This is a genomic window from Pseudoalteromonas sp. SWN29, from assembly GCF_015864465.1.
Lineage (GTDB): Bacteria > Pseudomonadota > Gammaproteobacteria > Enterobacterales > Alteromonadaceae > Pseudoalteromonas.
Genome location: NZ_JADYXE010000003.1, coordinates 92,573 through 114,169, shown reverse-complemented (window position 1 = coordinate 114,169; position 21,597 = coordinate 92,573). Strand labels below are relative to the sequence as shown.

At 38.6% G+C, this 21,597-nt stretch carries 17 protein-coding genes and 2 tRNA genes; 5 read left to right on the top strand and 14 right to left on the bottom strand.

Annotation, left to right across the window (positions count from 1 at the left end; genetic code table 11):
• Nucleotides 1–15: 15 nt before the first annotated feature.
• From clpX to I6F53_RS01955, 5 genes are all read right to left on the bottom strand, one after another.
• Complete coding sequence (gene clpX / locus I6F53_RS01975) at nt 16–1,299, bottom strand: ATP-dependent protease ATP-binding subunit ClpX (protein WP_166421484.1); 1,284 nt, start codon at nt 1,297–1,299, stop codon at nt 16–18.
• A 135-nt stretch (nt 1,300–1,434) separates the two neighbouring features.
• Nucleotides 1,435–2,052 (bottom strand): ATP-dependent Clp endopeptidase proteolytic subunit ClpP, encoded by a 618-nt coding sequence (gene clpP / locus I6F53_RS01970; RefSeq protein ID WP_166421485.1) that lies wholly within the window; start codon nt 2,050–2,052, stop codon nt 1,435–1,437.
• 164 nt (nt 2,053–2,216) lie between these two features.
• On the bottom strand, nt 2,217–3,521 hold the full coding sequence (tig, locus tag I6F53_RS01965; protein ID WP_197178601.1) for a trigger factor: 1,305 nt from the start codon (nt 3,519–3,521) through the stop codon (nt 2,217–2,219).
• A 378-nt stretch (nt 3,522–3,899) separates the two neighbouring features.
• Nucleotides 3,900–3,976: transfer RNA gene (locus tag I6F53_RS01960), tRNA-Pro, on the bottom strand.
• Nucleotides 3,977–4,046: 70 nt separating this feature from the next.
• Nucleotides 4,047–4,123: transfer RNA gene (locus I6F53_RS01955), tRNA-Pro, on the bottom strand.
• A gap of 352 nt (nt 4,124–4,475) precedes the next feature.
• On the opposite strand from I6F53_RS01955, the gene folD reads away from it, so the two are divergent.
• Nucleotides 4,476–5,330, top strand: coding sequence for a bifunctional methylenetetrahydrofolate dehydrogenase/methenyltetrahydrofolate cyclohydrolase FolD (folD, locus tag I6F53_RS01950; protein ID WP_002958348.1), 855 nt, complete (start codon nt 4,476–4,478; stop codon nt 5,328–5,330).
• 71 nt (nt 5,331–5,401) lie between these two features.
• Here folD and cysS read toward each other — a convergent pair whose 3' ends face one another.
• Nucleotides 5,402–6,781, bottom strand: coding sequence for a cysteine--tRNA ligase (gene cysS / locus I6F53_RS01945; RefSeq protein WP_197238308.1), 1,380 nt, complete (start codon nt 6,779–6,781; stop codon nt 5,402–5,404).
• Nucleotides 6,782–6,936: 155 nt separating this feature from the next.
• Between cysS and I6F53_RS01940 the strand changes: the two genes are divergently transcribed.
• The 3 genes from I6F53_RS01940 to I6F53_RS01930 all read left to right on the top strand — a co-directional run bounded on the left by I6F53_RS01940 (nt 6,937) and on the right by I6F53_RS01930 (nt 9,102).
• Nucleotides 6,937–7,428 carry a peptidylprolyl isomerase gene (locus tag I6F53_RS01940; RefSeq protein WP_197238307.1) on the top strand — a complete coding sequence of 164 codons (492 nt, stop codon included), beginning with the start codon at nt 6,937–6,939 and terminating at the stop codon, nt 7,426–7,428.
• 87 nt (nt 7,429–7,515) lie between these two features.
• On the top strand, nt 7,516–8,253 hold the full coding sequence (locus I6F53_RS01935; RefSeq protein WP_197238306.1) for a UDP-2,3-diacylglucosamine diphosphatase: 738 nt from the start codon (nt 7,516–7,518) through the stop codon (nt 8,251–8,253).
• Nucleotides 8,254–8,307: 54 nt separating this feature from the next.
• Entirely contained in the window at nt 8,308–9,102 is a 795-nt protein-coding gene (locus I6F53_RS01930; protein ID WP_197238305.1) for a substrate-binding periplasmic protein, read from the top strand.
• On the opposite strand, the gene miaE is transcribed toward I6F53_RS01930, so the two are convergent.
• A complete protein-coding gene (miaE, locus tag I6F53_RS01925; protein ID WP_197238304.1) occupies nt 9,099–9,860 on the bottom strand; it encodes a tRNA isopentenyl-2-thiomethyl-A-37 hydroxylase MiaE in 762 nt (253 codons plus the stop codon). The genes I6F53_RS01930 and miaE overlap by 4 nt on opposite strands.
• A 206-nt stretch (nt 9,861–10,066) precedes the next feature.
• Between miaE and I6F53_RS01920 the strand changes: the two genes are divergently transcribed.
• Complete coding sequence (locus tag I6F53_RS01920) at nt 10,067–10,666, top strand: Yip1 family protein (RefSeq protein WP_197238303.1); 600 nt, start codon at nt 10,067–10,069, stop codon at nt 10,664–10,666.
• A gap of 115 nt (nt 10,667–10,781) precedes the next feature.
• On the opposite strand, the gene purF is transcribed toward I6F53_RS01920, so the two are convergent.
• The 7 genes from purF to I6F53_RS01885 all read right to left on the bottom strand — a co-directional run bounded on the left by purF (nt 10,782) and on the right by I6F53_RS01885 (nt 21,566).
• Nucleotides 10,782–12,308 (bottom strand): amidophosphoribosyltransferase, encoded by a 1,527-nt coding sequence (gene purF, locus I6F53_RS01915; RefSeq protein ID WP_197238302.1) that lies wholly within the window; start codon nt 12,306–12,308, stop codon nt 10,782–10,784.
• An 18-nt stretch (nt 12,309–12,326) separates the two neighbouring features.
• A complete protein-coding gene (locus I6F53_RS01910; RefSeq protein WP_002958356.1) occupies nt 12,327–12,821 on the bottom strand; it encodes a CvpA family protein in 495 nt (164 codons plus the stop codon).
• Nucleotides 12,822–13,082: 261 nt separating this feature from the next.
• Complete coding sequence (locus tag I6F53_RS01905) at nt 13,083–13,724, bottom strand: SPOR domain-containing protein (RefSeq protein ID WP_197238301.1); 642 nt, start codon at nt 13,722–13,724, stop codon at nt 13,083–13,085.
• Nucleotides 13,725–13,735: 11 nt separating this feature from the next.
• On the bottom strand, nt 13,736–15,001 hold the full coding sequence (gene folC / locus I6F53_RS01900; protein ID WP_197238300.1) for a bifunctional tetrahydrofolate synthase/dihydrofolate synthase: 1,266 nt from the start codon (nt 14,999–15,001) through the stop codon (nt 13,736–13,738).
• 25 nt (nt 15,002–15,026) lie between these two features.
• Nucleotides 15,027–15,902, bottom strand: coding sequence for an acetyl-CoA carboxylase, carboxyltransferase subunit beta (gene accD, locus I6F53_RS01895; protein WP_149591815.1), 876 nt, complete (start codon nt 15,900–15,902; stop codon nt 15,027–15,029).
• A gap of 154 nt (nt 15,903–16,056) precedes the next feature.
• Nucleotides 16,057–16,851 (bottom strand): tRNA pseudouridine(38-40) synthase TruA, encoded by a 795-nt coding sequence (gene truA / locus I6F53_RS01890; protein ID WP_166421495.1) that lies wholly within the window; start codon nt 16,849–16,851, stop codon nt 16,057–16,059.
• 149 nt (nt 16,852–17,000) lie between these two features.
• Nucleotides 17,001–21,566 carry a FimV/HubP family polar landmark protein gene (locus I6F53_RS01885; RefSeq protein ID WP_197238299.1) on the bottom strand — a complete coding sequence of 1,522 codons (4,566 nt, stop codon included), beginning with the start codon at nt 21,564–21,566 and terminating at the stop codon, nt 17,001–17,003.
• Between the last annotated feature and the right edge of the window lie 31 nt (nt 21,567–21,597).

The window sequence follows — 21,597 nt, the reverse complement described above, 5'->3', positions numbered from 1 at the left end:
CAAATAGCTTAAAAACTATTCTGACGCAGCTTTATCTTGTTTATTATTTTCATAAATCAAGATTGGGTCTGACTCACCTTTAATAACGGTTTCATCAATAACCACTTTGCTTACGTCATCCATTGAAGGTAGCTCGTACATAGTATCAAGCAATACACCTTCAACGATTGAACGAAGACCACGTGCACCTGTTTTACGCTCCATTGCTTTGTGTGCAATTGCAGCTAAGGCATCATCGCGAAACTCAAGTTCAACGTCTTCCATACCAAACAATACTGAAAACTGTTTAGTAATCGCGTTTTTAGGTTCGCTTAATATTTGTATCAGTGCAGCTTCATCAAGTTCAGTTAATGTTGCAACCACTGGTAAACGACCTATAAACTCAGGAATCAAGCCGTATTTAACTAAATCTTCTGGTTCTACGTCTTTAAATGTATCACTTAAAGAACGGCTCGCCGCAGATTCTTTTACGCTAACGCCAAAACCGATACCGGTATTTTTATGGCTGCGTTGCTCAATTACTTTATCTAGGCCTGAAAATGCACCACCACAAATAAACAAGATTTTAGATGTATCTACTTGTAAAAACTCTTGTTGTGGATGTTTACGACCACCTTGCGGTGGAACCGAAGCAACGGTGCCTTCAATCAGTTTAAGTAGCGCCTGTTGAACGCCCTCGCCCGATACATCGCGTGTAATTGACGGGTTATCTGATTTACGAGAAATTTTGTCAATTTCATCAATGTAGACAATACCGCGTTGCGCTTTTTCAACATCGTAATCGCACTTTTGTAAAAGCTTTTGAATGATGTTTTCAACATCTTCACCTACATAACCTGCTTCGGTTAATGTAGTAGCATCGGCCATAGTAAACGGCACATCAAGTAGACGCGCTAACGTTTCTGCAAGTAATGTTTTACCACTACCTGTTGGACCGATAAGCAAAATATTACTTTTACTTAATTCAATGTCTTGCTTAGTCGATTGATTGCGCAGGCGCTTGTAATGGTTGTATACCGCTACAGACAATACTTTTTTAGCATGGTCTTGACCAATAACGTAATCGTCTAAGTGTTTACGAATTTCTTTTGGTACAGGTAGTTTGTCAGACGTATCATGCTTAGGAGCAATGTCTTTGATCTCTTCCCTGATAATATCGTTACACAACTCTACACATTCATCACAAACGTATACTGAAGGGCCTGCAATTAATTTACGCACTTCATGTTGGCTTTTGCCACAAAAAGAGCAGTATAACAATTTATTACTTTTGTCGCCGTCTGTAGGAGTGTCAGACATTCAGCTACCTCATTTTATTACGTTGGCCACCAAAACTGTTGGCGGCTATTTCAATACGCTTTAACTATACCAAAATTTATTAGTTTTCGCATAGTAACTCAAAGTGGCAAACAGGCAATCCTGCTCACCAAGCGCTTACTTTTTGTCGCGATTTGTAAACACAGAGTCTACCAAGCCATAATCTACAGCTTGCGAAGCACTCATGAAGTTATCACGATCTGTGTCTTTAGAGATAATATCTAATGGTTGACCTGTATGCTCAGACATCAAGCGATTAAGCTTATCTTTAATAGACAGAATTTCTTTAGCGTGTATTTCAAAGTCAGATGCTTGACCTTGGAAACCACCTAATGGTTGGTGAATCATCACACGTGAGTTTGGTAGGCAAAAACGCTTACCTTTAGCGCCAGCAGTAAGTAAAAAAGCCCCCATGCTTGCAGCTTGACCAACACATATTGTACTTACATCTGGTTTGATGAAGTTCATTGTGTCGTAAATAGCCATACCCGCAGTTACTGAACCACCTGGTGAGTTGATGTATAAAAAGATATCTTTATCAGGATTTTCTGATTCTAAAAATAGCATTTGCGCTAAAATCAGATTTGCCATGTTGTCTTCAACTTGACCTGTTAAAAAGATAATACGCTCTTTTAATAATCTCGAATAAATATCATACGAGCGCTCGCCTTTCGGTGTTTGTTCAACAACCATTGGGACCAATGCATTTAGGGGATCTGTAATACCAGTATTCATACTTATTTAATTCCTTATGCGCTTATACTTATCCTTATTATAAGGAAGCATAGTTATCGTTTTTCGCAAATTTAAAGCCAAAAACTAAAATGGCCCGGGCACGCTGTATAAACAGAGTAGCACGAGCCATTTAATCGTTAGCGAGAGCTTAAGTCAATGACTTATTAAGCGCCTTGCTGTGGATTCATGATGTCATCAAATGCTTTTTCAACGTCAGTTACAGTTGCCTTAGCTAAAATAGCTTCAACAGCTTGCTCTTCCATTGCTACATTACGCATTTGCTGCATAAGTTGATCATTACCTTTGTAGTATTCTACTACTTCAGTTGGATCTTCGTATGCAGAAGCTACCGTTGCGATTAATGCTTCAACTTTAGCGTCGTCAACTTTAATCTCGTTAGCTTTAATCACTTCACCTAATAAAAGGCCAGTTTTAACACGTGTCACAGCTTGCTCGTGGAACAATTCAGCTGGAAGCTCTGGCATGTTTTGAGCGTCGCCGCCAAAACGTTGAGCTGCTTGCTGACGTAGAGCATCAACTTCTTGATCAACAAGTGCTTTAGGCACTTCGATCTCGTTGTTAGCTAAAAGACCTTTGATTGCTTGGTCTTTAACGCTTGCTTTAACCGCTTGGTCTAGCTCACGTGTCATGTTCTTTTTAACTTCTTCTTTAAGCGCGTCTACGCCGCCTTCGGTAACACCGAATTTAGTTGCAAACTCTTCGCTTAATTCTGGTAATTCTTGCGCTTCAACTTTTTTCACTGTGATAGTGAATTGAGCCGCTTTACCTTTTAAGTTTTCAGCGTGGTAATCATCAGGGAAAGTTACATCAGCAACTACTTCTTCGCCTGCTTTTTTACCTACGATGTTATCTTCAAAACCTGGGATCATACGACCTTGGCCAAGTTCTAATGGGAAGTCTTCAGCTTTGCCGCCTTCAAATACTTCACCGTCGATAGTACCTACGAAATCAACTGTTACACGGTCGTTTTCGCCAGCAGCTGTATCAACATCAGCCCACGCTGCGTGTTGCTTACGAAGTGTTTCTAGCATGTTAGCTAAATCTTCGTCAGTTACTGTTACCGCTGGTTTTTCAACAGTAATTTTGTCTAAACCTTGAACTTCAACTTCAGGGTAAACTTCAAACGTTGCTGAGAATTCTAAATCTTTACCTGCTTCAAGTGATTTAGGTGCGAATGTAGGCGCGCCAGCTGGATTGATTTTTTCAGAAACGATTGCTTCAATGTAATTACGTTGCATTACTTCGCCAGCAACTTCTTGACGAACTGCAGGGCCAAAGCGCTTGTTAATTACAGATACTGGAACTTTACCAGCACGGAAACCATCTATACGCTGTGTTTTTGACAGTTGTTGTAGGCGTTTTTTTACTTCGGTCTCAACGTTCTCTGAAGGAACGGTGATAGTTATACGGCGCTCAAGGCCTTGGGTCGTCTCAACAGAAACTTGCATGATTTACCTCAATATTCAATTTTGGCGACTGTTCGCCTTCCTTTACAAACAAAGTGATCTGCATGAGTCTTGATAAAGTTTAAGCGGTTTTTCACACTTAAAAGCATCCGTCGCTACCATGAGATACCATTGCTGCTTTGCCCTTCGGGCACTATGTTAAACAATAGACGCGGCATTATAACCTAATATTTATGATAGTCGAGTATAGGGGGCAATTATTTGGACTAGATAAGGGACTATAGAGGCTAACTGAATAAAAAACAGGCTAACTGAGCATTGAATAGAATAATGTACAAATTATTTAATAAAATTATAGGTTAACGAATTTAGATTTATAACTTAGAGGAGTTTACTTATTATTCTTATTAGATAAGAAAATGGTCGGCGATGCAGGATTTGAACCTGCGACCCCTTGGACCCAAACCAAGTGCGCTACCAAACTGCGCTAATCGCCGACATTGAAGAATTAACTTCTTTTTTCATACTGAACACTTAAACTGAGAGTTTAAGACCATTTTAAGAAAATGGTCGGCGATGCAGGATTTGAACCTGCGACCCCTTGGACCCAAACCAAGTGCGCTACCAAACTGCGCTAATCGCCGAAACTTATTATTGTTAGCGAGTGACCTCGTTGACAACGGGGTGCATAATAGTGATTTGACGGGGTTAGGTCAAACGTTTTTTTAATAAAACCAATCAAGTGCTCATTTTTAGTGCACAATGGTTAAATATTACAATAGTAGGCTGAAATTTAGACTATTTAATAACTCAAATGTTATATACATTAAAAGCAACTTGGCGCTGCTATGCTTTTCTGCGAAAATAGTAAGCACATTATAAAACGAGTTAAATAAAGAGTATGTTTTCTTTATTAGCATTTTTACCCCTATTTTATTATGCATTCGTTTTTAGAGTATCGGTATCTAGTTAATTAACCCCAATTAAAGGTCACCCATGACGGCAAACATCATTGATGGTAAGGCAATCGCAAAACAAGTACGTAGCGCTGTAGCAGAACGCGTAAGTGAACGTGTAGCAAATGGTTTACGTGCACCAGGACTTGCAGTAGTACTTGTAGGACTTGATCCAGCAAGCCAAGTTTATGTTGGTTCAAAACGTAAAGCCTGTGAAGAAGTAGGTTTTATCTCCAAATCATTTGATTTACCAGCAGACACGCAAGAGCAAACTCTTTTAGATTTAATTGACGAGCTAAATAATGATGCCGAAGTTGATGGAATTTTAGTGCAGTTACCACTGCCAAAAGGTCTTGATGCTGAAAAGATTTTAGAACGCATTACCCCACATAAAGATGTTGATGGATTTCATCCATATAACATTGGTCGATTAGCACAGCGTATGCCTGCCCTTCGCCCATGTACCCCTAAAGGTATTATTACATTACTTGATTCAACGGGTGTACGTTATAAAGGGATGCATGCAGTTGTCGTTGGCGCGTCAAATATTGTTGGTCGTCCAATGTCGCTAGAGCTTTTATTAGCGGGTTGTACTACCACAGTATGCCATAAGTTTACTCAAGACTTAGAAACGCATGTTCGCCGCGCTGACTTATTAGTTGTGGCTGTAGGTAAACCTGAATTTATACCTGGAGATTGGATAAAAGAAGGCGCTATCGTTATCGATGTGGGTATTAACCGTTTAGATACGGGTAAATTAGTTGGTGATGTTCAATACAGTGTGGCTGAACAAAAAGCGCATTTTATTACACCTGTACCAGGTGGCGTTGGCCCGATGACGGTCGCTAGCTTAATTGAAAACACACTTGAAGCGTGTGAGAAATATCACAGCTAAGCTGTTAAAAAATTAAAAAGGGTTGCCATTTGGCAACCCTTTTTTAGTTTAACGTGTATTATTTTAAACGCTTATGCTTTACGCCACGTTGTTTTACCGGCTGAATCTTCAAGTATTACACCTAACGCATTAAGCGCATCACGTGCTTCATCAGCAGCAGCCCAGTTTTTACTCGCACGTGCTTCATTACGTTTTACAATTAATGCTTCAATTGTCGCAACTTCATCGTCATCTTGTCCGCCTTGTAAAAAAGCTTCTGGTGCTTGTTGAGCAACCCCTAGCACTTCACCAAGGCTGCGCAGTATAAACGCTAATTCGCCAGCTTGACCTGCATCAGTGTCTTTCACGCGGTTTAACTCTTTAGCAAGTTCAAACAACACAGGTAGTGCTTCTGGTGTATTAAAGTCGTCATTCATTGCTTTTCTAAATTTAGCAACAAACTCATTGCCTTCTAAATCACACTCTACAGGTTCTACACCACGAAGCGCTGTATAAATACGCTCAAGTGATGAACGCGCTTGGTCTAAATTTTCTTGCGAGTAATTTAGTTGGCTGCGGTAATGGCCTGAAATTAAAAAGTAACGAACAGATTCAGGATCGTATGCTTTTAAAACTTCACGTACAGTAAAAAAGTTATCTAACGATTTAGACATTTTTTCTTTGTTTACTTGCACCATGCCAGTATGAATCCATGTATTCACATACTTGCCGTTATTGGCACAGCACGATTGCGCAATTTCATTTTCATGATGTGGAAACTGTAAGTCAGAACCCCCACCGTGAATATCAAAATGTTCACCTAGATGCTTTGAGCTCATTGCCGAACATTCGATATGCCAACCCGGTCGCCCTTCACCCCAAGGTGATGACCATGATGGCTCACCTGCTTTTGCTTTTTTCCATAAAACAAAATCAAGTGGATCGTCTTTGTCTTGCGCTACTTCAACGCGAGAACCTGATTGCAGCATCGTTAAATCTTGCTGAGAAAGCGCACCGTATTGCTCAAACGTTGATACATCAAACAATACATCGCCGTCGGCAGCAACATAAGCATGACCCTTTTCAATCAAACGTTTAACCATAACGATAATTTCGTCCATATGGCTTGTAACTGTTGGCTCTACGTCAGGGCGCAGCATGTTTAAGCTATCAAAATCTTCATGCATTGCTTTAGTCATGCGCACAGTTAAGTCGTTTATTGACTCGCCATTTTCGTTCGCACGTTTAATTATTTTATCGTCGATATCTGTAATGTTACGCACATATTTTAAATCGTAACCAATATGACGTAAGTAGCGCACAATAACGTCAAAACCAACAAAAGTACGTGCGTGTCCAATATGACAGTAATCATAAATGGTGATACCACACACATACATGTCGATTTTTCCTTCGACCATAGGTTTAAATTGCTCTTTTTGTCGCGTGAGTGTGTTGTATATATTTACCATTTACTTTGAGTCCTTGACTATTTACTTGAACAGTTATGTTACCACTTGAAAAGCCCCTGCTCTAGCGCTTTATAACAAACCAAACATCTACTTTGTTAATCTTAGCCAACTACGATAAAATAGCGCCAATATTTAAACCGGATATAGGAAAACACATGGTTGTTCTACACACTAATTTTGGTGACATCACCATTAAAATGTTTGAGAAAGAAGCTCCAAACACAGTTAAAAACTTTTTAGAGTATGCAAATGCTGATTTTTTCAACGGCACTATATTTCATCGTGTAATCGATGGTTTTATGGTTCAAGGCGGTGGTTTTGTTCCAGGTATGGAACAAAAAGACGTAAACGACCCAATTCAGAATGAAGCTAATAACGGCCTGTCTAATAAAGTAGGCACTTTAGCTATGGCACGTACACCTGATCCTCATTCAGCTACAGCACAGTTTTTCATTAACGTGAACAACAACGACTTTTTAAACCACAGCAGCGAAACATCGCAAGGTTGGGGTTATTGTGTTTTTGCTGAAGTAGTAGAAGGCATGGACATTGTAAATAAGATTAAAGCAGTTGCAACAGGTAGTACTGGTTTTCACCAAGACGTACCTCTTGAAGATGTGATCATCGAAAGCGTTACTGTTAACTAGTAACGTTTACTCATATTATGTGAGTATATAAGCGGGTGTGTACTATTAGTATATGCCCGTTTTTTTAAAACTAGAATAGACTGACCTATGACTCGCCAAACTTACTTTATTGCAGATTTACACCTAAGCGAAAACCGCCCCGACATTAGCGCTGCATTTTTTGACTTTTTAAATACACATATATTAAATAAAGATGTAGATGCACTTTATATTTTGGGTGATTTTTTTGAAGTATGGGTTGGAGATGACTACATTACTGCACTGAGTGCCGATGTAGCAAAACATTTAAGCGCCGTTAATGATGGTGGCACACCTGTTTATTTTATACATGGCAATCGTGATTTCATTATGCGCAAGCAATATGCCGACATGGCCGCAATGACATTACTCGATGAACAAACAGTCATTGATTTATATGGCACGCCTACCATTATTTTACATGGCGACGAAATGTGCACTCAAGACACTGAATATCAAAACTTTCGTAAAAAGAGCCGTGGTTGGTGGTGGCCAAAATTGATGCTTGCAATGCCGCTTTGGTATCGTAAAAAAATAGCGCGTAATGCCCGCGAAAAAAGTAAGTTAAGCCAAGCTGATAAACCTATCGAAATTTTAGACGTTGTCGATGAGGCTGTACTTGCCACCTTTGCCAAACATAACGTTACGAATATGATTCATGGCCATACTCACCGCCCTAATGTTCATACGTATAAAGTTAATGAACAAACACTTACTCGCACAGTGCTAGGTGACTGGTATACCCAAGGCTCTTATTTAGTCGTTACCCCTCAATCACAAGAATTAATTAGCACGCCTTTCGCATAATTTAAAATTCTGACTATTATTTATCTATATATATGAATAATAGTGAGAGGTTGAATGATTAAGCTGTTAATTTTCATCGTAGTAATTGCCATTCCTACACAAGTATTTAGCAAGCAAACATGGCAAATTGTTACAGAAAACTACCCTCCCTATTTTAGCGAAAACCTACCTAGTAATGGCTGGCTATATGAAATAGCCGAATCAGCGCTTAAAACGCAAGGTATTAATAGCGAACCAGAATTCACGACATGGGATCGCGCTTTAAAGCTATTAGAAAAAAACAGAAAAACCGCTATTTTAGGTGCTTTTTATTCATTAAAAAGAAATGAAGTTTTTTACTACTCTCGTCCACTTGCAGTTGCTCACTCAGGAGTTTTCAAACGAAAAGAGAGTGTTATTAATTTCGATGGCAGTGTCCAATCGTTAAAACCTTATAGTATTGGCACAGAAGACAATGCCTTTGTAAGCCAAGAGTTTGCTAGAAATAGGGAGCTGGCAATAACGTCCACTAAAAGCCTTCCTACAAGCTTATATTTACTACAACAAGGGCGTATTGATTTAGTCGCGGGTACTAAAGAGGTTGGAAATTATTGGCTTGAACACACTAAAACCGAAGATTCAGATGATAATAATATTGAGTACTTATCGCCAGATCTTGCTTCTCATAAACTATATTTAGTTGTCTCTAAATCAAATTATAGAGCCAAAGAATACTTACAAAAATTTAATAGAGGAATTGATATAATAACTAAAAATGGACGCATTGCTAAAATTATGAAAAAACATAATTTCAGCAATCAGAAAATAGCAGAATATATTAATTTTTTAAAAGAAAATGAGGGTATTTAAACAGTGGGAACACCGCTGTGAAATTTAAAATCAGTATCGGTTGTAGAAATTAACTCTTTTTCTTTTTCACCAAAAAAGTTTACTCGTTCGGTAATATCAAAATCAGCAATTTCTTGCGCTAAAGTTAAATAATCTTGGTAATGACGCGCTTCTGAACGTAACAACGAAATATAAAAATCACCTAAACGTTTGTCAACATGCGGTGCAAGCTTTGCAAAACGCTCACACGAACGCGCCTCAATATAAGCGCCTACTATTAGCTTATCGACTAATGCATCGGGCTCGAACGTTTTAACATGACGGAGCATGCCTTTTGCGTAACGACATGGTGTAATACTTTGATACTCAACACCGTACTCATCCATAATTTCGAGCACTTGATAAAAGTGATGCAGCTCTTCTTTTATCAGCAAAACCATTTTATCGATTAGACCTTGCCCGTATGGAGAACTCGATTTAGGAATTATTGATTTAGTTAGCTTATTTTTAGCAGCCAGATCGCGCCAATTCCCTTCTCGTTTGTAAATAAGCGTTTCAAATGGCTTTAGCCACTCGAGTAATGCATCACTACCCTCTTTATCTACCGCGTATTTACGTATTAAAAACATCGCACTTTGAGCTGCTTTCAATTCACAAATTAAGTGATCTATTAAAATGACTGATAAGTTTTCTTTTTTAATTGCTTGCTCCACCCATTGCTCTGGGGTGGTACACAATAAAAAGTTATTAATCGGCTCTAAAAGTTGGCTATGTGGCACGTTGACTGCTCATTACTAAATAAATTTGATAGACCGTTATTTTAACACGAAATTTTGCTTGGGATAAATCAAAGCCCTTATCTGCGTCTAAATGTTAATAAAGAGTTAACTTGACTTTGCAAAATAAGTGAACCATAACTGTACATAGACTGTATAAAAATAAACCAACCAAAACAATAATACGTTCCTTTTATGGAGTAAGTACTATGATACTAAATCACCTCTGGGGCATTTATGCTCACCCACTTGAAGAATGGCAAACAATAGATAATCGCCATGAAAGTTTAACCTATAGTTTGTCGCATATTTTACTGATTGCTTTATTTCCTTCAATAATGGGCTACTACTCATCTGTTTATTTAGGATGGAGTATAGGTGCAGGCAATCCCGTATTTTTAACGCACGATAGTGCACTGCTAATTGCAGGTGCAATGTATTTTGCTTTAATAGCGGGTGTTTTTGCATTGGCGTATTTAGCCCATTGGATGGCGGTTACATTTGGCTCTAAACCTACATTTACACAAACACTTGAACTTGCAGCATATACTGCAACACCAGTGTTTATGTCGGCACTCGCCGCTTTTTGGCCTGTACTTTGGTTTGTAGTGTGTATTGGAATTATTGCACTGGCTTACTCGGTTTATTTACTCTACACCGGCGTACCAATACTTATGCATATTCCCCAAGAGCGTGGCTTTATTTACGCCAGCTCGGTAGTAACGTGTGGATTAATATTACTGGTTATTATTTTAGCTGTAACAGCTATGCTTTGGACTAATGGGATTGTTAGCCCAATGTTTACTTAATAAAGTTTACCTAATAAAGAGTCGTGTTTGATAGAAATGTTCCCTTTCTTTCCTTCGCAAAAAAGGAGCTAATTAGCTCCTTTTTTTTGTCTAACGACTTTTTATTAACTAACTATTAATCAGCTTCGTTTTCGTCTTGGTTGTGTATTTCTAAACCTGAAGACATCGCACTTTCGCGGGTACTTTTTGCTGAATCGTTACGTAGCTTATCAATACGGTTTAAATAGTTTTGATCAATATCGCCAGTAATATATTGGCCATCAAATACTGAAGTTTCAAACTTAGTAATTTCAGGATTTTCTTGGCTAACCGCAGCAATTAAATCTTTTAACGATTGAAAGATTAAACCGTCAGAACCAATACTTGCATTAATATCTTCTACTTCACGTCCGTGAGCAATAAGCTCAGCCGCTGAAGGCATATCAATACCGTACACATTAGGGAAGCGTATTTCAGGTGCTGCTGATGCAAAGTAAACGTTTTTAGCGCCAGACTCTCGGGCCATTTCAACGATTTGTGCTGATGTTGTGCCACGAACAATTGAGTCATCAACTAATAATACGTTTTTACCTTTAAACTCACGATCAATTGCGTTTAGCTTTTGACGCACTGATTTTTTACGCATCTCTTGGCCAGGCATGATAAATGTACGACCAATATAACGGTTTTTAACAAAACCTTGGCGATACGGTAAATCAAGCACACGTGCAATTTCCAGTGCTACATCACATGACGTTTCTGGGATTGGGATAACTACATCAATGTCTTTATCAGCCCATTCGCGTGCAATTTTTTCACCTAGTTTAGTCCCCATGTTTACGCGTGTTGCATAAACAGACATACGGTCGATAGTTGAATCAGGTCGAGCAAAATAAACAAATTCAAAAATACACGGTGAATAAGATGCTTTCTCTGCACAACTAAGTGAATGGAATTCACCATCTTCAGTTACATATATTGCTTCGCCAGGTGCTACATCGCGAATAAACTCAAACCCATCCGGTTTCAACGCAACGCTTTCTGAGGCAAACATGTACTCAGTACCTTTTTCGGTTTCGCGTTTACCAAATACAAGTGGGCGAATACCATTAGGGTCGCGAAAAGCAACAATACCGTGGCCAATAATCATTGCAATGGTTGCATAGCCACCGCTTACTTTATTATTTACTTCGGTTACTGCTGTAAAAATATCTTCTGGGTCTAAATGCAACTTATCAGATTTACTTAATTCATGAGCCATGATATTAAGTAAAATTTCAGAATCTGATGTTGTATTTACATGGCGACGGGCTTCTGAAAACAACTGCTCTTTTAACTCTTCTGCATTAGTAAGGTTGCCATTATGGGCAAGCGCTATACCAAACGGTGAGTTAACATAAAAAGGTTGTGCTTCAGACGAGCTTGAAGATCCTGCGGTAGGATAACGCACATGGCCAAGACCAATTGTACCTTGTAGTCGTTTCATATGACGAGTGTGAAAGGCATCTTTCACAAGGCCATTTGCTTTGCGTAAGCTAAACGTATTATTCTCAATGGTAATGATACCCGCGGCATCTTGACCACGGTGCTGCAAAACAGTTAAGCCATCATAAATCGCCTGATTAACAGGGGATGTTCCGACTATTCCAACGATACCACACATGTAATTTATCCTCGCCGATTAACGGTTTACTGAATTTAAAAAGCTCGAGTTGTTTTCTAGGTACGAAAAGAACCATTCAACTACAAAGCCAAATTCTGGAATCAAAATAGAATTGCCCCACCAGTGCGTATTGGGTGCACCAGTAAAAGCATCAAGAAAGAAGAGTAACGCGCTCACGACCAACACGCCTCGTAGAGCACCAAACACTATGCCAAAAACACGGTCGGTACCCGATAAACCAGTACGATGTACAAGCTCACCTAAAATATAGTTTAGTAAACCGCCTAACAGTAGCGTCGCAAAGAATAATATGGCTATGGCCGCCGCATTTCTTAAAAGGGGTTCAGAAATGGTTGTTAGGAAGGAAGCTAAATATTGGTAAAATAAGCTAGAGATGATAAAGGCGCCAGCCCATACCGCTAATGACATTGCTTCTTTAACAAAGCCGCGTATTAAGCCGATGATGGTAGACAATACAATGATGCCAATAATGGCGTAATCAACCCAGATCATAAGAACCAATTAGTCGCTAATTTGGGGCGCATTCTATACCCAAACATCGTTTGTATGCAAGTTTAAGCGGGAGATAACTGTCATGTAATTAATACAATTATTTAACATATAAAAATACTAATATACGGCGGTCAAATATAATTAATAGACGGGTAATAAAAACTAAAAAACCCCGCTTGGCGGGGCTTTTCTAATGCTTGCTGAATATTTAAAACTAATACTACTAAAAGCTAAAAATAAACTTCTTATTAAAAGCGCTAATTACTTAGCTACTTCATACTGAGTTACTTTACCGTTTAACTTAGTAAGCTCTTTAAGTTCTGGCAGTTTTTTTTGTAATTCATTTTTATTCAAAGATGGGCCAACAAAAACCTTAGTTAATGTACCATTAGGTGTTTTAATCGGTTTGGTAAATGTCTTAAAGCCCTTGGCTTTTAACTTAGCCTGCAGTGCTTTTACGTTTGCAGCATGAGAAAAGCTACCCAATTGCACAACATAAGCCATGCTCGTTAAGTTTTCATCACTTTTACGCGGTGCAATAGGTTTTGGTTTAGCTTGAACAGGTGCTTTAACAATGGGTGCTGCTTTGGGCTCTATTGTTGCTTCAACAACTTTATCCTCTACGGCGTAATCACTCTCATCCATTGCATTTTGCTGTTCATATGCTTCATCGTCAGCCTGAATATCTTCAATTTCATCTTGCTTTAACGGCTCAGCATTAGCCATATTTTCATCAATTGACTCTTGGAGATCGATTGTTTTTAACTCAGGGCGATCTGGAATCGCTTTAAAGCCTTCTTTATAATGCACTTTTTCGCCATCGAGTATATTAGGAATAAACACAATTGCTGCGATCACTACTATACTTGTTCCGACTAAGCGATTAATAAAACTTGAGTTCACCGACATCCTCTCTATTTTTTAAAGTAATTAATAGCGTCAGCCACTGTAAAAAACGAACCAAATGCAATCAACATAGTATCACTTTGCTGTTTTGGTAAAATTACACTCAGTGCTTGTGCCACGCTATCATAGCTATTAACAGTATTATGATGAGATATACCCTGCAGCGCATTTTGTAAATTACTTGCAGTGTCGCCTCGTGGGCCACTCAAACTTGCTAATGACCACTCATCGATCAGATGACTTATTTCTTTAAGTACACCCGCTTTATCTTTATCAGCAAGCATAGCGACTAATGCATGAATTTTAAAGCCTTTATCTTTATAGCTTGATAACTTATTGGCTAAATAACGCGCTGACTCAGGGTTATGCGCCACATCAGTAAATACTAAAGGCTCGCTACTTAACTGCTGAAACCGCCCTTCTACAACTAAATTAGCTAAGCAACTTCTTATTATCTGTTCGCTAGGTAGTAAGTTTAAAACACTTAGCGCAGTTAACGCAGTGGCTGCATTTTGACACGGTATTGCTGGCTTATCTATTTCTAGGTTGTGTTCTTTATATTGCCAATTAAAGCTCTCAGCATTTTCTTTAAAAATAAAGTCACTGCCGGACAACGTCATATTGGCATTAATTTTTGTGCCGTAATCAGTCATTGTATGAGGAATATTTAAATCACCAATAATAGCTGCCGTGTTTTCACGAAAAATACCGGCTTTATCATAAGCCACCAGCTCACGTGTATCACCTAAGTACTCTTTATGGTCTAAATCGATAGTGGTAATCACGCTTGCATAAGGAGTGACTATATTTGTAGCGTCAAAGCGCCCACCTAAACCAACCTCTAGCAATACATAATCGACGCTGCAGCGTTTAAAAATTGCCAACGCACCCAAAGTACCATATTCAAAATAAGTCAGAGGAGTGTCTTTGCGACCTTGCTCAAGCTGGTGAAAAGCATCTATATGAAATTGGTCTGCCAATTCTTCGCCATTAACTCGTACACGCTCGTTATAACGAATTAAATGAGGAGATGCGTAAGTACCCACGCTTAAACCTTGCGCTAGCAATAGTGACTCTAAGCAACGTGCAGTGGTGCCCTTACCGTTTGTACCGGCAATAAGAATAATTTTACTTGGTGTGTTTAAAAGACCAATATTATTGGCAACATTAGCAACGCGTTCTAAGCCCATTGCAATGTTAGCTGGGTGAACACTTTCTAAATAAAAAAGCCAATCATCAAGGCTTGATGATTGGCTAGGTATTTTTTTTGTCATAGCGTGTAATCAGTAAAGCTGAAATTTACGCTACTCTATGCTCTTGTTCCGTAGAAGGCAAGTTCATAAACTTAGCTAAAATGCGTGCAAGGGTATCGCGCATTTCACGACGGTCAATAATCATGTCAATTGCGCCGTGTTCTAGCAAAAATTCACTACGCTGAAAACCTTCAGGTAATGTTTCGCGAACAGTTTGTTCTATAACACGAGGACCCGCAAAACCAATTAAAGCTTTAGGTTCAGCAACATTAATATCACCCAGCATAGCAAGTGATGCAGATACACCACCCATTGTTGGGTCGGTCATTACTGAAATAAATGGAAGACCTTTTTCAGTCATTTTTGCAAGTGCAGCACTTGTTTTAGCCATTTGCATAAGCGACATAAGCGCTTCTTGCATACGTGCTCCGCCTGATGCAGAAAAACAAATAAGCGGCATGTTATGCTCTAAACATTGATCAACAGCATCAACAAAGCGAGCGCCAACAACAGAAGCCATTGAACCACCCATAAATGAGAACTCAAATGCTACCGCTGCAACTGGAATACCTTTTAATCGGCCTTTCATAGCTACAAGTGCATCTTTTTCACCGCTTGCTTTTTGCGCTGCACTGATACGGTCAGAGTACTTTTTAGAATCTTTAAACTTAAGAATGTCTTTAGGCTCATGTTGTGTACCAAGCTCTAGACGATCGCCTTCATCTAAAAAGTGCTCTAGGCGCTTACGGCCACTAACACGCATGTGATGGTCACACTTAGGACATACGTTTAATGACTTTTCTAATTCAGCTTTATATAAAATTGAATCACACGATGTACACTTAGCCCAAACACCTTCTGGGATTTCTTTACGACCTGATGATTTTGTCGTTTTAGGTAAGATTTTTTCTAGCCAACTCATTTGCAACTCTCTTAATACTGTTCTGTGTCGCGAGCCTGCTAATAGCAATTAGCAGACAAATTTTTTCAATTAAAACATGAATTACACTAACGCGGTATAAAAAACTGGTCTTAGTAGTTAAAAGTGCTCATAAAAAGTACTGACACAACCCTAGCTAAACATCTATATCAGGCAAAAACAAAGGCCCTAATGGTGTTTGAGGAATATTAAATTGCTCAGGGTAGTCAACATCCACTAAATATAAACCAGCCGCTTTAGCAGTAGCACTGGCTTTTGCGCGTTCTTTACAATCAAGTAGTTCTTTTATCCATATAGGTTGTTGTTTATGTAAACCAACATCCATTAAGCTGCCTGTGATATTACGTACCATGTGATGTAAAAACGCATTCGCTTTAATATCAATAATAACGTAAGTACCTTGGCGCTGTACCGACAGGTGATGAATTGTTCTTGTCGGTGTATTAGCTTGGCAATGTATCGCTCTAAAAGAGGTGAAATCGTGTTTACCTATTAAGTACTGACACGCCTCTTGCATCTTTGTTTCATCAAGATGATGATGAAAATGCGTAACGCCCTCATTTAATACAGCACCTCGTAAAGGTGAGTTATAAATAACATAGCGATAACGACGAGCTGTAGCACTAAAACGGGCATGGAAGTCATCAGCAACCGGTTGGGCGAAGCGAATAGCAATATCTTTAGGCATTAACGTATTCATACCGAGTGTAAATGCGACCATATCGCGATCGGCTTGCGTTTCAAAGTGTATTACTTGGCCTGTGCCGTGCACACCCGCATCTGTACGCCCTGCACATATAACTTCAACAGGATGATTACAAATACGCGACAACGCTTTTTCTACTTCTTGCTGTACGCTATTTACATGTGATTGACGCTGCCAACCACTATAACGTGCGCCGTTGTATTCAACTCCAAGTGCTACTCGCATAATTACCGTTTTACCTACTGTGCTAATGAACGAGGCATTTTATGCTATCTAACGATGCAATAAAAGGAGACCTGTCGTAATCAAACCAATACACATAAAAAAAAACCGTATTTAGCTAAGCCAAATACGGGGTTTTATAAACATTTAAATTATTTTAGTTTAGCTTTTAAGCTAAGTGCTTCCTCTTGAACTTCTTCAGGGCCTTTGTTAATAACATCCTCAATGACTTTAAGCGCAGAATCAAAATCATCGATTTCAATATAAGCACGCGCTAAATCGAGTTTAGCTGAGTAGCCACCACTTTCAGCATCAACATCCGTTGGATTATCACCGGCAAGTAATGCATCAAACTCACTTAAGCCCACATCCATATTAACGTCGGTGTAAGGTTCGTGTTCAAGTTCAGCATCGTCACTTTCTTCTAATAATGAATCAATATCTACAAATTCATCATTATCAAGTTGCTCAACATCACTACTTTCAACAAGTGACTCTTTTGTAGTTAATGAGTCATCTGCCTCTAAGTCTTCTTTTAATAGGCTATCAAAATCAACATCAAATTCACTGCTGTCATCAACATTTAGCTCTTCGGGCTCTGCTAACTCACTAAGTAATGAATCAAAATCAGTTTGCGTCAGATTTGACATAAACTCTTCATCTAGCTCATCATCAGAGCTAATATCATTGCTACCCACTTCATCTAAGCTGGTTAACTGTGCTTCACGCTCTACATTTGTTTGCTCTTGCGATTCGTCTGATAACTCATCAGTTAGCGCTTGCTCTAAACTATCTTCGTCAAAATCAGCATCTAATTCAGAAAAATCATTTTCAATTAAAATTTCATCGTCAAAATCGTCTTCTAAGCTATCTTTAAAATTATCTAAACCAGCATCTGCCATAAGCGAATTTGCTAAATCTTGCTCAGCCTGACTAGAAGCTATTCCCGGTGCCTCGCCATCTAAATCATCCCCTTGTAATTCTTCAGGGGTAAATGGCAGCTCACTTTCTAATGTTTCTTGAACTTCATCAAGGTTAAGAGGTTTAGTGTCCTCTTCTATACTTGCTGATTCTACAGGTTCAATTCCATCATTAATATTTTGAAGTAAATCATCATCAAGCGATTCGTCTACAATCTCAGCTTCTAATTCAGAGAAGTTATTATCAATTAATAGTTCATCATCAAAACCATCTTCTAAACTATCTTTAAAATTATCTAAACCAGCATCTGTCATAAGCGCATTTGCTAAATCTTGCTCAGCCTGACTAGAAGCTATTCCCGGTGCCTCGCCATCTAAATCATCCCTTTGTAATTCTTCAGGGGTAAATGGCAACTCACCTTCTAATGTTTCTTGAACTTCATCAAGGTTTAGAGGTTTAGTGTCCTCTTCCATACTTGGTGATTCAACAGGTTCAATATCATCATTAATATCTTGAAGTAGATCATCATCAAGCGATTCATCTTCTAATTCAGAAAAGTCATTATCAATTAATAGTTCATCATCAAAATCATCTTCTAGGCTATCTAAGTCAGAATCTGCCATAAGCGCATTGGCGAGATCTTTCTCTGTTTGACTTGGTGCTACAGCATTTTTATCATCCGATGCATCGTCTTTAAGCTCTTGCGACTCAAATAAAGACTCACTCTCTAATAATGATTGAGCATCGTCTAATTCAAGTTCTGGGTATTCATCTAACTCTTCACTTGGCGTTACAAGTTCGCTATCAAGTTGGTCTTCAGTCTCTGTAAGATCTGAGTCATCGTCGCTCGCTAGTGGATCATCACCAAGGTCAACTTCTATTTCTTCAATATCATCATCAAGTTCATCTAAAGACCAATCAGGTGTTTCAACATAGTCATCATCTGTAGCTTGTTGTAGCTCGTTTAAAAGATCATCAACACTCTTTAACGTATCATCTGTATATTCTTCAAGGGCATCTTCAGGATCTAAAAGCGTTTCTGATGTATCTGAAAAATCATCAATCGATACATCTACAAGTTCAGGCTCATCGTCAAGCTCGGGCTCTTTTTCAAGCTCTGGATCTTCTTCAAGCTCTGGCTCTTCTTCAAGCTCTGGCTCTTCTTCAAGCTTAGGCTCTTCTTCAAGCTCAGGCTCTTCTTCAAGCTCGGGTTCTTCTTCAAGCTCGGGTTCTTCTTCAAGATCTGGCACATCGTCAAGCTCTGGCTCTTTTTCAAGCTCTGGCTCATCGTCAAGCTCAGGTTCTTCTGCAACCTCAAGCACTTCTGCAATCTCTGGCTCTTCTTCAAGCTCAGGCTCTTCTTCAAGCTTAGGCTCTTCTTCAAGCTCAGGCGCTTCTTCAAGTTCAGGCTCTTCATTTAAAGATGAAGCGAGCGACTCAATATCATCAACATTTAATTCTTCTTGAGCATCTGCTAAATCCTCAACTGAGTCTGCTAATGCATTATCAATTTCTGAATCTCTTACATCTGAATTTTTTAATTGATCATCAATCAAGCTGTCTATGTCGTCTAAATCGAAGTCGTCAGTTTCATCTACAAGCTCGTCTTCATCGAGTAACTCACCATCTAATGAGTCTTCAATCACATCGCTTTTTGACTCATTCGCGTCATCAATTAAGCTATCTATATCGTCTAAATCGAAGTCATCGGTTTCTTCAACTAATGAGTTATCTGCAGTATCAACCGCTGCCTCATCAATTAAGCTGTCTATGTCGTCTAAATCAAAATCATCAGTTTCTTCAACTAATGAGTTATCTGCAGTATCCACCACGGCTTCATCAATTAAGCTATCTATATCGTCTAAATCAAAGTCGTCGCTTTCATCTACAAGCTCATCTTCAACCACATCAGCTTTTGATTCATCAATTAGGCTATCTATATCGTCTAAATCAAAGTCGTCGCTTTCATCTACAAGCTCATCTTCATCAAGCAACTCACTTTCTAATGAATTTTCAACCACATCAGCTTTTGATTCATCAATTAGGCTATCTATATCGTCTAAATCAAAGTCGTCGCTTTCATCTACAAGCTCATCTTCATCAAGCAACTCACTTTCTAATGAATTTTCAACCACATCAGCTTTTGATTCATCAATTAGGCTATCTATATCGTCTAAATCAAAGTCGTCGCTTTCATCTACAAGCTCATCTTCATCAAGCAACTCACTTTCTAATGAATTTTCAACCACATCAGCTTTTGGTTCATTCGCTTCATCAATTAGGCTATCTATATCGTCTAAGTCAAAGTCATCACCTGTATCCGGTTCAGCTGAAGAGTCATTTGGAGTCTCTAACTTAGTTGATGTTTGATCTAATAATTCATCTATATCAAAATCATCATCCGCTGCAAGCTCTTCACTTAAAGCCGCCATTTCATCATGGGATTCTAAACTATCATCCTCTAAAGCTTCGCTTGTTTGCTGTGCATCAAACTCAGGTAGACTATCGTCTTCATCAAACAAGCTATCTAAATCGTCATTAGTTAGAATTTCATCATTGTTTATTGAGTCATCAGATAAGTCTAAATCAATATCTTCAGTGTTTTCATCTGAAGGTTGATCAAACCCTTGCTGCATAAAAATATCGAGTTCATCATCGTCATCGGTATTTTCATCATCAAAAACAATGTCATCACTTAGTAGACTTTCAAGCTCATCCTGATCGAGTAAATTCTCACCACCTGAAAAATCATCTAGGCCGTCATCTAAATCATCATCAGGCAACATATCATTTTCGAGATTATCATCAAGTTGAACACTCAAGTCATCTAAAGGGTCGGGTACAATTGGATCGTCATTTAAACTTGGGCCTAAATCATCATCGCCAGTGTAAATTGGGGTTTGTGGTAAAAAGTCATCATCGTTTTGTGGCTCGTCTTGCTTATTTGCTCGTTTGCGTAAAAACATAACAATTGCAAAAATAATCAGTAGCCCAGGAATAAACATTAATAAACCCAGCACTATCGGATTTGAAAATAATGAGCTTAAATCAAACGATTCTTTTGGTACTATCTCTTGTTTTTTTTGCTGTGCAATAATCTCGTTTTGCTTAACAATTAGTTCTTTTAATTGATTTTGAATTTCACTGTCTTGTCCTAACTGTAAGCGTAAGTTTTCAAGTTCGTTTGAAATACCTGATAATTGTTTTTTAAGATTATTATTCTCAACTAAAATTTCTTCTACATTGCTTACAGAATTTTTAAATTGTTGTTGTAACTCAACCAGCTTAGTACTTTGCTCTGTTTTTATTTCATTTAATTCTTTCTGTATCTCTTTTTTGGCATCGTCTACGTCGACTTTACGAGCTTGGGTTACTTTTGTTTGTGCTGAGGTAATTTCGCTTTGCGTAAGTGTGCCATTTTTTTTCTTTTCCCATAATGCATCATCTTGCTCTGAGCGTTGTTTTGCAAGCTGTGTATTTACACCTTTTATTTCGGCTAAAGTAGGGATTTTTAAATAGGCACCATTTTGAATATGATTAAGATTTTGTTCTAAAAATGAGTTGGGGTTTTTGTTATACAAGGCCTGCATAACTTGATAAATGCTGACGGAGTTATCTGGGCGCACTTTAGCCGCTATACGCCAAAGTGTGTCTGTTGGTTTAATTGGCCCAATAGATCGCCCTTGCGCACCATAGTCAACGCCTTTAGGCCCCTTTAATTGGGTACTGTCTTGAGAGTAAACTGGCGTTACTATCAATGCAGACGCTAATATAATAAGTGTAACTAAACCGCGCATGCTGATCCTTTAATATTTAAATATTAACAAA

Excerpts from the sequence above, each read along its gene's own strand:
- I6F53_RS01935 (WP_197238306.1), top strand. The coding sequence starts at position 7,516 with ATGACTCGCCAAACTTACTTTATTGCAGATTTACACCTAAGCGAAAAC.
- clpX (WP_166421484.1), bottom strand. The coding sequence starts at position 1,299 with ATGTCTGACACTCCTACAGACGGCGACAAAAGTAATAAATTGTTATAC.
- accD (WP_149591815.1), bottom strand. The coding sequence starts at position 15,902 with ATGAGTTGGCTAGAAAAAATCTTACCTAAAACGACAAAATCATCAGGT.
- folC (WP_197238300.1), bottom strand. The coding sequence starts at position 15,001 with ATGACAAAAAAAATACCTAGCCAATCATCAAGCCTTGATGATTGGCTT.
- purF (WP_197238302.1), bottom strand. The coding sequence starts at position 12,308 with ATGTGTGGTATCGTTGGAATAGTCGGAACATCCCCTGTTAATCAGGCG.
- I6F53_RS01930 (WP_197238305.1), top strand. The coding sequence starts at position 8,308 with ATGATTAAGCTGTTAATTTTCATCGTAGTAATTGCCATTCCTACACAA.
- I6F53_RS01910 (WP_002958356.1), bottom strand. The coding sequence starts at position 12,821 with ATGATCTGGGTTGATTACGCCATTATTGGCATCATTGTATTGTCTACC.
- clpP (WP_166421485.1), bottom strand. The coding sequence starts at position 2,052 with ATGAATACTGGTATTACAGATCCCCTAAATGCATTGGTCCCAATGGTT.
- tig (WP_197178601.1), bottom strand. The coding sequence starts at position 3,521 with ATGCAAGTTTCTGTTGAGACGACCCAAGGCCTTGAGCGCCGTATAACT.
- truA (WP_166421495.1), bottom strand. The coding sequence starts at position 16,851 with ATGCGAGTAGCACTTGGAGTTGAATACAACGGCGCACGTTATAGTGGT.
- folD (WP_002958348.1), top strand. The coding sequence starts at position 4,476 with ATGACGGCAAACATCATTGATGGTAAGGCAATCGCAAAACAAGTACGT.
- I6F53_RS01885 (WP_197238299.1), bottom strand. The coding sequence starts at position 21,566 with ATGCGCGGTTTAGTTACACTTATTATATTAGCGTCTGCATTGATAGTA.
- I6F53_RS01920 (WP_197238303.1), top strand. The coding sequence starts at position 10,067 with ATGATACTAAATCACCTCTGGGGCATTTATGCTCACCCACTTGAAGAA.
- I6F53_RS01940 (WP_197238307.1), top strand. The coding sequence starts at position 6,937 with ATGGTTGTTCTACACACTAATTTTGGTGACATCACCATTAAAATGTTT.
- cysS (WP_197238308.1), bottom strand. The coding sequence starts at position 6,781 with ATGGTAAATATATACAACACACTCACGCGACAAAAAGAGCAATTTAAA.